The sequence below is a fragment of the Antarcticirhabdus aurantiaca genome, from assembly GCF_009765365.1.
GTDB lineage: Bacteria > Pseudomonadota > Alphaproteobacteria > Rhizobiales > Rhizobiaceae > Antarcticirhabdus > Antarcticirhabdus aurantiaca.
This window is the reverse complement of the sequence record NZ_VTOM01000012.1, coordinates 21916-36104: the sequence shown is the minus strand read 5'-3', so window position 1 is coordinate 36104 and position 14189 is coordinate 21916. Positions and strand designations below refer to the sequence as shown.

Here is a 14189-nt window from a genome sequence, read left to right as displayed (position 1 = left end):
GATGGGCGTCCGGCTCGTTCTCGTCGTCCTCGACGGCCTGCCCTGTCGCAACGCCCGCCGCCTGATGGGCAACCTCGAAGGCTGGGTGGAGAGCGGCGAGGCGCGGGTGTGGCGCATGCGCTCGGTGCTGCCCTCGACCTCCGCCTCCTGCTACGCCTCGCTCCACACCGGAACGCTCCCGCAGCGCCACGGCGTCTTCGGCAACGAGGCGGTGCGCCGGCTCGACGTGCCCGACATCTTCTCCGAAGCCAACAGGGCGGGCCTCGTCACGGCGGCCGTGGCCCATTCCTTCTTTTCGGAGCTGTTCGTCCGGGGCCCCTTCGACCCCGTCCGCGACCTCGAACTGGACGAGCCCGGCGCGCCGATCCGGCATGGGCGCTTCTACACCATGGCCGGCTACAACCGGCACAACTACATGATCCCGTCCGATGCCGACCTTCTGGCGCTCGCGACGCGGCTGATGGAGCGAAACGGGGCGGACTACGCCCTCCTCCACACCTGCACGCCCGACTCCCTCGGCCACATGTACGGGCCGGACGGGCCGGAGATGGAGGCGGCGCTGTTCCGCCTCGACGCGCAGCTCGCGCCCTTCATCCGGCGCTGGCGCGCGGCCGGCTGGGAGGTCATCGTGACGAGCGACCACGGTCAGAGCGCGACCGGCCACCATGGCGGCACCGACCCCGACATGCGCGACGTCGCCCTTCATTATTTCGGCGCGGCGGAGGGTCCGTCCCCGGACGCGCTCCTGTCGCAGCTGCAGCTGGCGCCGAGCATCCTGCAACGGCTCGGCGTTCCGCTGCCGACCTCGATGGCGTCTCCACCATTCCTGGTTGATGCGACCTAAAGTCCAACCTTCTCAGACGTGCATTATCGGCGACTCCCTGTATAGGGAACCGATACAATCGATTGGAGTGCCGGAAATCATGACGTCGTGCGGCTTCGAGGTGTCGGAAAACGAGTGGATCCGTCTGAAGGACGGTACCCGGCTCGCCGCACGGATCTGGATGCCCGACGGCGCGATGGCCGACCCGGTGCCGGCGATCCTGGAGATCCTGCCCTATCGCAAGAACGACGGAACCTGCGCTCGCGACGATTCGACCTATCCCGTCTTCGCCGCGGCCGGCTATGCCGGCGTGCGCGTCGACCTTCGGGGCTCGGGCGAGTCGGAAGGGGTCATCGACGGCGAATACACGCCGCTGGAGCTGTCCGACGCCTGCGAGGTGATCGCCTGGATCGCCGCCCAGCCCTGGTGCACGGGCGCGGTGGGCATGATGGGCATTTCCTGGGGCGGCTTCAATTCGCTGCAGGTCGCGGCGCTGAAGCCCCCGGCGCTGAAGGCCGTGATCTCCATCGCCTCCACGGTCGACCGCTACAACGACGACATCCATTTCAAGAACGGCGGCCATCTCTCGGCCAACCTGTCCTGGGCCGCGACCATGCTCGCCTATCAGAGCCGCGCGCCCGATCCCGCGCTGGTGGGGGAGCGCTGGCGGACCCTATGGCTGGAGCGGCTGGAGAACGAGCCCTTCTTCCTGGAGGAATGGCTGCAGCATCAGCGCCGCGACGGGTTCTGGCGCCACGGCTCCATCAGCGACGACTTCGCCGGCTTCGACGTGCCGGCCCTCGTCATCGCCGGCTGGGCCGACGGCTACCGCAACACGCCCTTCAAGGCGGTGGAGGGTCTGGGGCCGACGGCCAAGGCCATTGTCGGGCCCTGGATCCACAAGTACCCGCATTTCGCCTGGCCCAAGCCCCGGATGGACTTCCACGCCGAGGCGATCCGCTGGTGGGACCGCTGGCTGAAGGGGACCGCGAACGGCGCCGAGGACCTGCCGCAGATGCGCGCCTACGTGCTCGACGGACCGCGCCCGCTGCTTCGCCGCGACGCCGATCCCGGCCGCTGGGTGGCGCTGGACCGCTGGCGCGCGCCGGACCGCGCCCGCTTCGGCGTCGGGGCGGACTTGCGGCTGCGGCCGGGCGAGAGCCAGGGGCCAGGCGAGCGGCTGCGCCTCCTGTCGCCCCAGGACACCGGCATCATGTCCGGCGAATGGTTCACGCTGAAGCCCGACGCCGAGATGGCGGGCGACCAGCGCCTGGACGATGCCGGCTCGCTGGTCTTCGAGACGGAGGTGCTGGACGCGCCGCTCGAGCTTCTCGGCTTCCCCGAGCTGGTTCTCGCCGTCGTGCCCGACGCGCCGGTCTCCAACCTCGTGGCGCGGCTCGTCGACGTCCATCCCGACGGCGCCGCGACGCGCATCAGCTACGGCGTCCTCAACCTCGCCCATCGCGGCGGCAACGCCGCGCCGGCGCCCGCCGTGCCGGGCGAAACGGTCGAGCTGCGGCTGCAGCTCGACGCCTGCGGCTACCGGCTGCCCCCCGGCCATCGCCTCCGCCTGTCGCTCTCGACGGCCTACTGGCCGACGATCCTGCCCTCGCCCCATGCGGGCGGTCTTCTCGTCGAGACCGGCTCGATCCGCCTTGACCTGCCGCTTCTGGGGGCGGCGGAGACCGTTCACGTGCCGGAGCCGGAGAACCCGGACCCGCTGCCGCGCTACATCGAGCACGCGCCGGGCTCGACACAGCGGCGCGTCGAGCGCGATCTCCAAACGGGGACCACGCGCTACGTGATCTTCGAGGACACGGGCCTGACGGAGCGACCGGGGACAAGCCTCGCGACGCGCGAGACCCGCAACGAGAACTGGTCGATCCGCTCCGACGACCCGCTCTCCATGCGCGGCGAAGCGCACTGGACAACGGAGTTGCGGCGCGGCGACTGGGCGATCCGCACCGTTGCGACCGCCCGCATCGCCGCGACCGCGACGGACTGGCTGATCTCGGCGCGGGTCACCGCCAGCGAAGGCGACGAGGAGATCTTCGCGCGCGACTGGGAAAGGACGATCCCGCGCGACCTCATGTGAGCCGGGCGAGCCGCCCCAGCTCGGTGACGAGGGCGGCGAAGCCGGCCCGGGCTCCCGGGCTCATGTGCCGGGCCCGCAGCCAGGCGTGGATCATCTGCGGCTCCTCGCGGAAGGATACGTCGACGCCGGCCGCCGCGAGGCGGCCGGCGAAGAGCCGTGCATCGTCGCGCAGGGGGTCGAAGCGGGCGGCTGAAACGAAGGTGGGGGGCAGGCCGGCCAGGCTCTCCGCCCGGAGGGGATGGGCGACGGGATCGGTCTCGGGCGCGGCGTAGAGCTCGCGGTAGTAGCGCACGTCGGCGGTCGACAGGCCCGGCGCCTCGGCCATCTCGGCATAGGAGCCGGAGGCGAGGTCGCCGCCGAGGCCGGGATAGATCAGCGCGAGGCCAACGATGCCGCAGACGCCCTCGTTGCGCGCCCGTACGGCGAGGCCCGCCGCGAGGTTGCCTCCGGCGCTGTCGCCGGCCAGCACCACGTGCCGCCCTTGCGCGAGAAGCGCCGAGAGCGCCGCCCAGCCGTCCTCGAAGGCGGCCGGCCAGCGGTGCTCGGGCGCGAGCCGGTAGTCGATCGCGACGAGCTCGGCGCCGGTCCCCTGCGCGAGCTCCGCGCAGACCGTGTCGTGGCTGTCGAGCGAGCCGACGACGAAGCCGCCGCCGTGGAGATAGAGGATCGTCGCGTCCGTCGAAACATGCGCCGGACGGTAGAACCGCGCGGGGATGGCGCCGAGCGGCCGGTCCTCGGCCGCGACGCCCTCGGGCCGGCCGGGATCGAACGCGGCGCACAGCGCGTCGTACCAGCGCCGCTGCTGCTCGACGGAAGCGGACACCGCGTCGGGCGGATAAAAGGCGTCGCAGTGCGCCTGGAAGTCGAGGATCTCCGCTTCCTCCGGTGTCGGCCCGCTCATCCCGTCTCTCCCGCTTCGCTCTCGGATGTCCCGTGTTGCCATTGCGGCGGCTCCCGGCGCAATGAAGCGGGCGGCGCGGCGCGGGAGGCTGACACTCTGCGCGCTGCCCGCTCCCTCATCACGCTTCCGGCTGCCGCACTCCGATGACCCGTCCCAACATCCTGATCCTGATGGTCGACCAGCTCAACGGGACGCTGTTCCCGGACGGGCCGGCCGCGTTCCTCCACGCGCCGAACCTGAAGCGGCTGGCGGCACGCTCGCTGCGCTTCCCCAACGCCTACACGGCGAGCCCGCTCTGCGCCCCAGCGCGCGCGAGCTTCATGTCGGGGCAGTTGCCCTCGCGCACCGGCGTCTACGACAACGCCGCCGAGTTCGCCTCGGCGATTCCCACCTATGCCCACCACCTGCGGCGGGCCGGCTGGTACACGGCGCTGTCGGGCAAGATGCACTTCGTCGGTCCCGACCAGCTCCACGGCTTCGAGGAGCGGCTGACCACCGACGTCTACCCCGCCGATTTCGGCTGGACGCCCGACTACACCAAGCCGGGGACACGGATCGACTGGTGGTACCACAATCTCGGCTCGGTGACGGGCGCCGGGGTCGCCGAGATCACCAACCAGTACGAATACGACGACGAGGTCGCCCACTTCGCCACCGCCAAGCTCTACGACCTGTCGCGGGGCAAGGATGCGCGGCCCTGGTGCCTGACGGTCTCCTTCACCCATCCGCACGACCCCTACGTGGCGCGTCGGAAATACTGGGACCTCTACGAAGACTGCCCGGCGCTGGCGCCGCCCGTCGGCCGCATCGCGCGCAAGGATCAGGACCCGCATTCGCGCCGCCTGATGGACGCCTGCAACGACGGCGAATACGCCATCACGGACGAGGAGGTGGCGCGCTCGCGCCGGGCCTACTTCGCCAACATCTCCTATGTCGACGACAAGATCGGCGAGATCCTGGCCGTCCTGGACAGCTGCCGCATGGCGGAGAACACGGTGGTGCTCTTCACCTCGGACCACGGCGACATGCTGGGCGAGCGGGGCCTCTGGTTCAAGATGAACTTCTTCGAGGGCTCGGCCAACGTGCCGCTGATGGTGGCCGCGCCCGGCATCGAGAGCCGGCGGATCGACGCGCCCGTGTCGACCCTCGACGTCGTGCCGACGCTGGGCGCGCTGGCCGGCATCGACCTGTCCGCGATCATGCCCTGGACGGACGGGCTGTCGCTCCTCGATACGGCGCGCGCGGGGACGCGGGCCGAGCCCGTGCCGATGGAGTACGCGGCGGAAGGGTCGGTGGCGCCGCTCGTCGCGATCCGGGATGGTCGCTGGAAATACGTCGCCTGCCGCGCCGACCCGGAGATGCTGTTCGACATGGAGGCCGACCCGCGCGAGCTGACGAACCTCGCCGGCGACCCGACCCACGCCGAAACCCTGTCCCGCCTGCGGGCGACTGCGCAGGCGCGCTGGAACCTCGACCGCTTCGACGCCGAGGTGCGCGCCAGCCAGGCGCGGCGCCACGTCACCTACGAGGCGCTGCGCAACGGCGCCTACTACCCCTGGGACCACCAGCCCCTCCAGCGGGCGTCCGAGCGCTACATGCGCAACCACATGGACCTCAACGTCCTGGAGGAGCAGCAGCGCTTTCCGCGGGGGGAATAGGCGTCAGCGGCGCAGCACGTCCTGCCATTCGGCGTGGCGGGCGAACTGCGCGCGGGCGAAGGGGCAGAGCGGCAGGATGCTGCGCCCCGTCTCCCGCGCGTCCTCCACCGCCCGGCGCACCAGCGCCTCGCCGACGCGCCGGCCGCGCAGCGCGTCGGGAACCTCGGTGTGGTCGATGATGAGAAGGCGCTCGCCGGCCCGGCTCACCGTCATCTCCGCCTCGTGCCCGTCGAGCCGGGCGAGGTACCGACCCTTGGCCGGCCCTTCCTCGTAGGCGATGTCGGGGCTCGCCCCTGCAGGCGCCGGCGCCTGAGCACTACCGGCTTCCGGCGCCTCGTGCAGGGGCCGCGGCCGGCGCGGGGCGCCCGGCCGGCATTCGAGGACCGACCGGTCCCAGCGGGCGAGATCGGCGGCCGCGGCGTAGGTCGTCTCGAGGAAGCTGAGGAGCGCCGCGTCCGGATCGGCGCTCTCGCGCACGGCCGCGTAGGGAAGGACGAACTCGCCGAGATCCTTGTGCCAGAAGGCGGCGTCCGGCTGGACGCCGGCCTGCGCGTAACCCTGCGGGGCGGGATAGGCATAGGCGTAGAAGGCGGGGTAGTCGACGCCGCCGCTGCCGCCCGGCCAGAAGCCGGCCGAGGAAACCTCCTGATCGTATGCCTCCTGCGCGACGTCGTCGGGCAGTGCCGGAACGCCGCCGGGATGCAGCGGCGCCGCGCGCCCCGAGAAGCGCGTGGCGGCGAGGTCGAAGGAGCCCCAGAACAGATGCACGGGGCTCGCCTTGCCGATGAACGAGGTGCGGAAGGCCTTGAAGACCCGGTCCGCCGCGGCGAGCGCGCGGAAGAAACGCGTGACCGCCTCCGCGTCGTAGGGGCGGTCGCGATGATCCTCGGCGAAAGGCACGGGATCCGCCACCTCGTTCGGGCTGCCGTGAAAGTCGGGCGTGCCGCCCACGGCCGCGATCAGGTCGCGGAACTCGGCGTGGAACGCCGCCACGGTGGTCGGACGCTGCGCCATCTCCGCCCGGCGCCCGTCGCCGCTCTCGGCGATCACCTTGTGACCGACGAGATCGAACAGGACCTCGATGCCCGGCCCGTCGGGCACGAGCGTCGTCGTCAGTCCGCGCGCCCCGACGAGAAAGGTCGCGTGCCAGGAATGGTTGATCCAGGGCGTGTGGGCCAGGCGGTACTTGCCGCCGACCTGGAGATAAAGATGGAGCGCGGCGCAGGTCTCGCGCCAGGACAGGTAATCGAGTTCCGGCCAACGCGCATCGGTCATCGGTGATCTCCATTCTGGCAAGCTGATCGCTCGATAGCACGAGCGGATGGAGCCCGGTACGGCGACCCTGCGTTCGCTGTCCGGCAACAGCCCCCTGGACGAGCCCGGCCGCCCGGCCATATCGCTGCCGGACCCGGCCCGCCCGAAAATCGCGTTTCCGAAGGAACATGCCATGCCCCATCCTGCCCTCGTTCCCGGCAACGTCGCCGTCGTCACCGGCGGCGCGTCGGGCATCGGCCTCGCCTGCGCCAAGCGCTTCGCGGCGCTCGGGCTGAAGGTCTGCATCGCGGATGTCGGCGGCGAGCGGCTGGAGGCGGCGGCCGAGGCGCTGGCGAGCGTCGCGCCGGGCGGGACAGCCGACGTCATGGCCTCGGCCACCGACGTCGGGGATCGCGAGGCGCTCGCCGCTCTGGAGCGCAGCGTCGCGGAGCGCTTCGGGGGCACGGACGTCCTCATGAACAATGCCGGCATCCAGCCGGGCAGCGCGCTGTTCGGGCCGGTGGAGAACTGGGAGCGCGTGCTGCGCGTCAACCTGTGGGGCGTGATCCACGGGACCCAGGTCTTCGTGCCGGGCATGGTGGCGCGCGAGAAGCCGGGGCTCGTCATCAACACGGGCTCCAAGCAGGGCATCACGACCCCGCCGGGCGACCCCGCCTACAACGTGTCCAAGGCGGGCGTGAAGGTCTTCACCGAGGCGCTGCAGCACGAACTGCGCAACTTGGGCAGCGCCCAGGTGACGGCGGCGCTGCTGATCCCCGGCTTCGTCTTCACGCCGCTCGCGGCTGGCGGGCGCACCGAGAAGCCGGCGGGCGCCTGGACGGCCGAACAGACGGCCGACTTCATGCTGCAGAAGCTGGAGGCCGGCGACTTCTACATCCTCTGCCCCGACAACGACGTGCCGCGCGAACTCGACGAGAAGCGCATCCTTTGGGCGGCCGGCGACATCACCGACAACCGCCCGCCGCTGTCGCGCTGGCATCCGGACTACGCGGAAGCCTTCGCGGCGCACCTGAAGGCGTGAGGACGCCTCGGGCCATCATCTGGGAGAACCGAGCATGAGCATTCCCGAGCGGCGCTTCGGGCGCACCGGCTGGAACGTGTCCGCGATCGGCTTCGGCGCCTGGGCCATCGGCGGCTCATGGGGAGAGGTCGGCGAGGAGGACGCCAAGACGGCGTTGAACGCCGCCCTCGACGCCGGCATGACCTTCATCGACACGGCCGACGTCTACGGCGACGGGCGATCCGAGCGCATCATCCGCGACGTCTTGAAGACGCGCGGAGGCGAGAGGCCGATCGTCGCGACCAAGGCCGGCCGGCGTCTGAACCCGCACGTGGCGGACGGCTACACGGCGGAGAACCTCGAAGCCTTCGTCGACCGGAGCCTGGGCAATCTCGGCGTCGAGACGCTCGACCTCGTGCAGCTGCACTGCCCGCCGGTCGAGGTCTACTACCGGCCGGAGGTCTTCGAGGCGCTGGACGGGCTGGTCGCCAAGGGCAAGATCCGCTTCTACGGCGTTTCGGTCGAGAAGGTCGAGGAAGCGCTGAAGGCGATCGAATTCCCGAACGTCGCCTCCGTCCAGATCATCTACAACATGTTCCGGCAGCGGCCGGCGGAGCGGTTCTTTGCCGAGGCCAAGCGCCGCGACGTCGGCGTGATCGTGCGCGTGCCGCTGGCGAGCGGCATGCTGACGGGCAAGATGACCGCCGAGACGCAGTTCCCGGCGAACGACCACCGCAACTTCAACCGGCACGGCGAGAGCTTCGACGTCGGCGAGACCTTCGCGGGCGTGCCCTACGACGTGGCCCTGGCCGCGGTGGAGGAGCTGCGGGGCATGGTCCCGGCGGGGGCGACGATGGCGCAGGCGGCGCTGCGCTGGATCCTGATGGAGGACGCTGTGTCGGTGGTGATCCCCGGCGCCAAGAACCGCAGCCAAGCCGAAGGCAACGCCGCGGCGGCCTCCCTCCCGCCGCTGCCGGCCGAGGCCATGGCGCGGGTGCGCGAGGTCTACGAGCGGCTGATCGCGCCGCACGTGCACGGGCGCTGGTAGGATTTTCGACAACCGGAGCGGGATCGTTTTCCGCTCCGGCGACTTGCTCTCCGCGAGTTCCTGAGACGGGGAGAGCATCGCATGACCGACCTGTCGCGCCGCGGCGTTCTTGCCGGCGGGCTCGCGCTCGCGGGCGCGGGGCTCTTGCCCGGCCGCGCCGGGGCGGCCTCGGTGGTTCAGGCGATGGCGCCGGGCTTCGAGGCGGTGGTCGCGCCGGACGCGCGGCTGGACACGCTCTATTCCGACGGGCGCTGGTGCGAGGGGCCGTGCTGGGTGCCGCGGCTCGGCGGGCTCGTCTTTTCCGACACGCGGTTGAACCGGATGAGCCTCCTTCGCGACGGCGGCCGGGCGGAGCCCTATCGCGACCCGTCGAACAACGCCAATGGCAGCTGCCTCGACGCGCAAGGCCGGCTCGTCACCTGCGAGCACCGGACGCGGCGCGTGGTGCGCGAGCGCGAGGACGGATCGATCGAGGTTCTGGCCGACCGGTTCGAGGGCAAGCGGCTGAACGCGCCCAACGACTGCGCGCTCGGGCCGGACGGCGCGATCTGGTTCACCGACCCCGTCTTCGGCATCCGCCAGCCCGACGAGGGACTGATGGCCGAGCCCGAGCAGGCCATGCGCCGCGTCTACCGCATCGCGCCGGACGGGCGTGTGGAGGCGCGGGTCGAGGACATGGACCAGCCGAACGGCCTCGCCTTCGCGCCCGACGGCCGGACGCTCTTCGTCGCCGATGCCGGCGGCGGCCTGAACCCGGAAGGGCCGCGGGAGATCCGGGTCTATTCCGTCACGCCGGATGGCGGCGTCGAAGCGGGACGGGTCTTCGCGCGACTGGAGAGCGGCGTGCCGGACGGGCTGGAGACCGACGCGGACGGCCGGCTCTACGCGGCCTGCGAGGACGGCGTTCGGGTCTTCGCCCCGGACTGCACGCTTCTCGGGCGCATCGCGACGCCGACGACGCCGGCCAACATGACCTTCGGCGGGCCGGACGGACGGCGCCTGTTCATCACGGCCGGCAAGGCAGTCCACGCCATCACCACGCGCGCCCGCGGCCGCGGCTTCTGATCCCATCCCCTTCCAAGGAAAGGCGCCGATCATGCTTCCTCGCCGACGCTTCCTCGCGGGCACGCTGACCGCGGCGGCCGCCCTTCCCCTGGTCCGCGCGGCGGGCGCGCAGGAGTCGTCGGGCGCGGCCTCCGTCGCGCCAGTGCCGGAGGGCGCGAACCGCCTGGAGGCGAGCCCGGCGCGCGGCGCGGGGGCGATGGAACTCGCCCATCTCGCCGATGCGCCCTCGACGCCGACGGGCCTCGCCATCGCGCCGGACGGCCGCGTCTTCGTGATGATGCCGCGCTTCTCGGCCGACGTGCCCTTCACGCTCGGCGAGGTGCCGCCGGACGGGTCGGTGGTACCGTACCCCGACGCCGAGACCAACGTGCCCGATCCGGCCAAGCCGCAGGAACGGCTGTTCCACGTGCCGAACGGCGTCTTCGATCCGGAGGGCCAGCTCTGGGTGCTGGATGCGGGGCTTCCCGACGGCTCGGGGCCGCCGGTGGCGGGGGCGGCGAAGCTCCTGCGCATCGACATCGCTTCCGGACGCACGACCCGCACCGTGCCGCTGGAGCCCGGGATCGTGCCGACCTCCTCGCTCAACGACCTGCGCGTCGACCTCGCGCGAGGCCGCGCCTTCGTCACCGACCAGGGCCAGGACGGCGCGGGCGCGATCCTCGCCGTCGACCTCTCCAACGATCGCGTCGTGCGGCGGCTCGACGGGCATGCGAGCACGAAGTCGCAGGAGAAGCTGGTGAAGTTCGTCGAGCACCGACCGGTGATGCGGACGCAAGGCTCCGGCCCGCCGCGCTTCGTGAAGGGCGGGGCGAACGGCATTGCGCTCGGCCCCGGCGGCACGCGGCTCTACTACGCGCCGCTGATTGGGCGGCACCTCTACGCGGTCGACGCTGCCTCGCTCGTCGATCCCGAGGTCTCCGATGCCGAAGTCGCGGCGGGGGTCGAGGACCTCGGCGAGAAGGGCATGACCGGGGGTCTCGCCTGCGACGCGGAGGATCGCGTCTACCTGACCCTCCAGGAGCAGAACGCGGTGGGCCGGCGAATGCCGGACGGGATGATCGAGGTGATCGGCTTCGATCCGCGCCTCGTCTGGGCCGACACGATGGTGATCACGCCGGACAACTGGCTCTACGTCTCTGCCGCGCAGGTCAACCGCCGGCCGGAATACAATGCCGGCAAGGACCTGCAGAAGCCGCCCTACGCCGTCCTGCGGATCCGGATCGACGCCGGGCCGGCGGCCTGAGCCCCGTCCGCTCCCTCACGGGTGGACGTAGGCCTCGCCCGTCTCGGCGCGGGCGGGATGGGCGAGGTAGCGCCCCTGCGCGGGAACCGCGACCTCGTCGAAGCGGGCGGCGAGCTCGCTCAAGGCCGCGCGCATGGCGGGGCCGTGCATGGCCTGGCCGTGACCGGTGACGACGATCTCGGGCTCCAGCGCGGCCAAGTCCTCGACGGAGCGCTTCGCCTTGTCCCATTCCACCGTGTAGTACATCGGCGGCCCGTGCATTTCCGGCGCCTGCGTGATCGCGGCGTAGGCGGACTCCTGCCGCGTGGTGACGAAGGCGTCGCCGGCGATCAGCGTCCGGTCGGCCTCGCGGAAGAACGACACGTGGCCGACGCTGTGGCCCGGCGTGTGGATCCAGCGCCAGCCGGCGAGCGGGGGAACGCTGCCGTCGGCCGGCAGCTCGCGCAGGCGCTCCGACACGTCGACGGGCCCGCGCGGATAGAAGCGGGCGAGAGCGGCCATCAGCCCGCCCCCGACGCTCGGATCGCCCGGCGGATAGCTCGCCGAGCCACCGAGATAGGGACGCTCCAGCGCGTGGGCATAGACCGGCGCGTCCCACTGCGCGGCGAGCAGCTCCAGCGCGCCGACATGGTCGAAATGAGCGTGGGTCATCAGGATCGCGGCCGGCCGGGCGCCCTCGCCGAAGAGCGCGGCCGCCGCCGATTCGATCATCCCCTTGGTGCCGGGAAGGCCCGCATCGACGAGCACCCAGCCGCGGTCGCCCGCGTCCGGCGACCCTACGAAGACGACGTTGACGATGCCGAGGCGCCGGTAGGCGACGCCGGACGCGACGGGATGCGTCCCGTCGCGCCGCGCGGCATCGAGCACGGGATCGGTGGCCAGAGCCTCGTCGGCGATGGGAATCTGCTGCGTCATTGGTTCGCGCCTCTGCCGTGTCAGAGGCGAATGCGCGGGCGGAGCCCTCGGCTCCCGGCGAAGCTCGGTCCTGTCTAAAGGTCGCGCGCGCCGGCGGCCGCGACCGCTTCGGCCCGCGCCTTCCAGGTGCCGGCGGTCTGCGGCTTGACGAAGATCGTCGTCACCTGCGGCTGCTCCTCGCGGATGCGGGCCTCGATCACCAGGACGCAGGCCTCGATCTCGGGCGCGGTCATGGCGTCGTCGAACTCGACGCTGAGGGCCGCGACGACCTGCTCGGGGCCGAGATGGACGGTGAGGACGCCGTTCGCCCGATGAAGGCCGGGCTGGCTTTCCGCGATGCGCAGGAGGGCCGCCTGGACCCCGGGCACGGCCGCCTCGCCGATCAGGAGGCCCTTGCTCTCGCGGGCGAGCACGATCGCCGTCGCGGCGAGGATGAGGGCGATGCCGATCGAGGCGACGCCGTCGAGCTCGGGAATGCCGAGGCGCTCGGCGAGGAAGATGCCGGCGAAGGCGATCAGGAGGCCGAGAAGCGCGGCGGAGTCCTCGAAGAGCACGGTGAAGGTCGTCGGATCCTTCGAGCGGCGGACGGCCTCGATGTAGCCGAGCGGCCCTTTCTGGCGGCGAAAGGCCTTGAGCGCCACGACCCAGGAGAAGCCCTCGAAGAGCATCGCGAGGCCGAGCACCACGTAGTTGACGAACGGGTCCTCCACCGGCTCGGGATCGAGGATGTGGAGGACGCCCTCGTAGAAGGACACGCCGGCGCCCAGCGCGAAGACGAGGAGCGCCACGACAAAGGTCCAGAAGTAGAGCTCCCGCCCGTGGCCGAGCGGATGGGCGCGGTCCGGCGGCCGGGCCGCGCGGCGCATGCCGTGAAGGAGCAGGAGCTCGTTGCCCGTGTCGACCAGCGAATGGACGCCCTCGCTCAGCATGGCCGAGGAGCCGGTCATGGCGGCGGCGACGAACTTCGTCACGGCGATGAGGAAGTTGCCGGCGAGCGCGGCGTAGACGACCGTCTTCGACTCACCTTGCGACTGCGAGGCCATGGCTGATCCCCCCTGCCCTGTCCAAACGGGTTGCCGGATCGAAGGTAGGCAGAAGGCTACGTTTGTCGCCGCAGGTCAGGCCGCAACGCCCTTAGCCGGAAGCGGATCCGGACGCTCGGGACGGCGCTGGGAAACGACGACGCAGCCGGCATACAGAAAAGGGCCGAGCTTCGCCGCTCGGCCCTTCCACGAAGACGTCATCCGAGTGTCCGATCTTCGAAGCTCAGTAGCTTCCGCGGGACAAGCAGACGGCAGGCACCGTCTTGAGAATGATCATGATGTCGGATCCGAGCGACCAGTTCTCGACGTACTGGCGATCGAAGGCGACGCGGGCGTCGTAGGACACGTCGTTGCGGCCGCTCACCTGCCACAGCCCGGTCAGGCCCGGCCGGGTCGACAGGTAGACCGGAGCGTTCGAACCGTAATAATCGAGCTCGGCGCGAACGACTGGGCGCGGGCCGACGATGCTCATCTCGCCGCGCAGGATGTTGATGAGCTGGGGAAGCTCGTCGAGGCTCAGCTTGCGCAGCACCGAACCGATCGACGTCACGCGCGGATCGTTCTGCAGCTTGCGCGTGGCCAGCCACTCGGCCTCGGCTTCCGGGTTCTCCGCCAGGTAGCGCTGGAGGACCGCGTCGCCATCCTGCACCATCGTCCGGAACTTTAGGCACGCGAAGTCCCGTCCCCCGCGTCCGACACGCTTGTGGCCGTAGAAGATGCTGCCGCCGTCGGTGACCTTGATGACCAGCGCGACGAGGAGAAAGAGAGGAGACAGGATGATCAGGCCGAGAAGGGCTCCGGCGACGTCCATCCAACGCTTGGCCGCATAGACGGAGCCCGGCGTCCGACGGGGCCGGACGCGCGTGGGGCGAGCAGAACCGAGAGTGTCACTCTGCAGAGTCATGGCACGTCCTTCCGTCCAAATGAACAGCCGCAGGTTACAGCTTATTAATGGTGCGCCGCAATATGAAAGGGCAACAATCTTCATGCGCGTCTTGCATGGCTCGCCTTTTGGGGGCGCATACCTGGCCAGCTAAGCACGTGTTGACGGGCGCGAAGCGTGCACCCGCCGCCAGCCGAAGGTTGGTCTCGGGAGGTCGTCCAGCCGGCGGACGAAACAGGA

At 70.9% G+C, this 14189-nt stretch carries 12 protein-coding genes; 7 read left to right on the top strand and 5 right to left on the bottom strand.

Annotation, left to right across the window (positions count from 1 at the left end):
• The first annotated feature begins 1 nt into the window (after position 1).
• Positions 2-844, top strand: a complete 843-nt coding sequence (locus tag FZN60_RS15105) for an alkaline phosphatase family protein (protein ID WP_158874332.1) — start codon at positions 2-4, stop codon at positions 842-844.
• Positions 845-923: 79 nt separating this feature from the next.
• Positions 924-2918: a CocE/NonD family hydrolase gene (locus FZN60_RS15100; RefSeq protein ID WP_158874331.1), complete on the top strand. Its 1995-nt coding sequence runs from the start codon at positions 924-926 to the stop codon at positions 2916-2918.
• Here the strand turns inward: FZN60_RS15100 and FZN60_RS15095 are convergent.
• The gene (locus FZN60_RS15095) at positions 2911-3819 is read right to left on the bottom strand and encodes an alpha/beta hydrolase (protein ID WP_158874330.1); all 909 of its coding nucleotides are present in this window, start codon (positions 3817-3819) and stop codon (positions 2911-2913) included. The two genes, FZN60_RS15100 and FZN60_RS15095, sit on opposite strands and share 8 nt — an antisense overlap.
• A 143-nt stretch (positions 3820-3962) precedes the next feature.
• Between FZN60_RS15095 and betC the strand changes: the two genes are divergently transcribed.
• Positions 3963-5477 (top strand): choline-sulfatase, encoded by a 1515-nt coding sequence (gene betC, locus FZN60_RS15090; protein WP_158874329.1) that lies wholly within the window; start codon positions 3963-3965, stop codon positions 5475-5477.
• Positions 5478-5480: 3 nt separating this feature from the next.
• Here betC and FZN60_RS15085 read toward each other — a convergent pair whose 3' ends face one another.
• Positions 5481-6752 (bottom strand): DUF5996 family protein, encoded by a 1272-nt coding sequence (locus FZN60_RS15085; protein ID WP_158874328.1) that lies wholly within the window; start codon positions 6750-6752, stop codon positions 5481-5483.
• 172 nt (positions 6753-6924) lie between these two features.
• Between FZN60_RS15085 and FZN60_RS15080 the strand changes: the two genes are divergently transcribed.
• The 4 genes from FZN60_RS15080 (at position 6925) to FZN60_RS15065 (ending at position 11108) form a co-directional block, all read left to right on the top strand.
• A complete protein-coding gene (locus FZN60_RS15080) occupies positions 6925-7773 on the top strand; it encodes an SDR family NAD(P)-dependent oxidoreductase (protein WP_158874327.1) in 849 nt (282 codons plus the stop codon).
• 34 nt (positions 7774-7807) lie between these two features.
• Positions 7808-8800, top strand: a complete 993-nt coding sequence (locus tag FZN60_RS15075; protein ID WP_158874326.1) for an aldo/keto reductase — start codon at positions 7808-7810, stop codon at positions 8798-8800.
• 81 nt (positions 8801-8881) lie between these two features.
• Positions 8882-9865 (top strand): SMP-30/gluconolactonase/LRE family protein, encoded by a 984-nt coding sequence (locus FZN60_RS15070; protein ID WP_158874325.1) that lies wholly within the window; start codon positions 8882-8884, stop codon positions 9863-9865.
• Between the two features lie 31 nt (positions 9866-9896).
• Positions 9897-11108: an SMP-30/gluconolactonase/LRE family protein gene (locus FZN60_RS15065; protein ID WP_158874324.1), complete on the top strand. Its 1212-nt coding sequence runs from the start codon at positions 9897-9899 to the stop codon at positions 11106-11108.
• A gap of 15 nt (positions 11109-11123) precedes the next feature.
• Here FZN60_RS15065 and FZN60_RS15060 read toward each other — a convergent pair whose 3' ends face one another.
• From FZN60_RS15060 to FZN60_RS15050, 3 genes are all read right to left on the bottom strand, one after another.
• Positions 11124-12023, bottom strand: a complete 900-nt coding sequence (locus FZN60_RS15060) for an MBL fold metallo-hydrolase (RefSeq protein WP_158874323.1) — start codon at positions 12021-12023, stop codon at positions 11124-11126.
• Positions 12024-12097: 74 nt separating this feature from the next.
• Positions 12098-13066, bottom strand: coding sequence for a cation diffusion facilitator family transporter (locus FZN60_RS15055; RefSeq protein ID WP_158874322.1), 969 nt, complete (start codon positions 13064-13066; stop codon positions 12098-12100).
• 223 nt (positions 13067-13289) lie between these two features.
• Entirely contained in the window at positions 13290-13970 is a 681-nt protein-coding gene (locus FZN60_RS15050) for a sugar transferase (RefSeq protein ID WP_158874321.1), read from the bottom strand.
• Between the last annotated feature and the right edge of the window lie 219 nt (positions 13971-14189).

Bases quoted from the DNA above. Each gene is read 5' to 3' on its own strand.
- FZN60_RS15080 (WP_158874327.1), top strand. From the start codon at position 6,925: ATGCCCCATCCTGCCCTCGTTCCCGGCAACGTCGCCGTCGTCACCGGC.
- FZN60_RS15105 (WP_158874332.1), top strand. From the start codon at position 2: ATGGGCGTCCGGCTCGTTCTCGTCGTCCTCGACGGCCTGCCCTGTCGC.
- betC (WP_158874329.1), top strand. From the start codon at position 3,963: ATGACCCGTCCCAACATCCTGATCCTGATGGTCGACCAGCTCAACGGG.
- FZN60_RS15055 (WP_158874322.1), bottom strand. From the start codon at position 13,066: ATGGCCTCGCAGTCGCAAGGTGAGTCGAAGACGGTCGTCTACGCCGCG.
- FZN60_RS15065 (WP_158874324.1), top strand. From the start codon at position 9,897: ATGCTTCCTCGCCGACGCTTCCTCGCGGGCACGCTGACCGCGGCGGCC.
- FZN60_RS15075 (WP_158874326.1), top strand. From the start codon at position 7,808: ATGAGCATTCCCGAGCGGCGCTTCGGGCGCACCGGCTGGAACGTGTCC.
- FZN60_RS15070 (WP_158874325.1), top strand. From the start codon at position 8,882: ATGACCGACCTGTCGCGCCGCGGCGTTCTTGCCGGCGGGCTCGCGCTC.
- FZN60_RS15085 (WP_158874328.1), bottom strand. From the start codon at position 6,752: ATGACCGATGCGCGTTGGCCGGAACTCGATTACCTGTCCTGGCGCGAG.
- FZN60_RS15050 (WP_158874321.1), bottom strand. From the start codon at position 13,970: ATGACTCTGCAGAGTGACACTCTCGGTTCTGCTCGCCCCACGCGCGTC.
- FZN60_RS15095 (WP_158874330.1), bottom strand. From the start codon at position 3,819: ATGAGCGGGCCGACACCGGAGGAAGCGGAGATCCTCGACTTCCAGGCG.
- FZN60_RS15100 (WP_158874331.1), top strand. From the start codon at position 924: ATGACGTCGTGCGGCTTCGAGGTGTCGGAAAACGAGTGGATCCGTCTG.
- FZN60_RS15060 (WP_158874323.1), bottom strand. From the start codon at position 12,023: ATGACGCAGCAGATTCCCATCGCCGACGAGGCTCTGGCCACCGATCCC.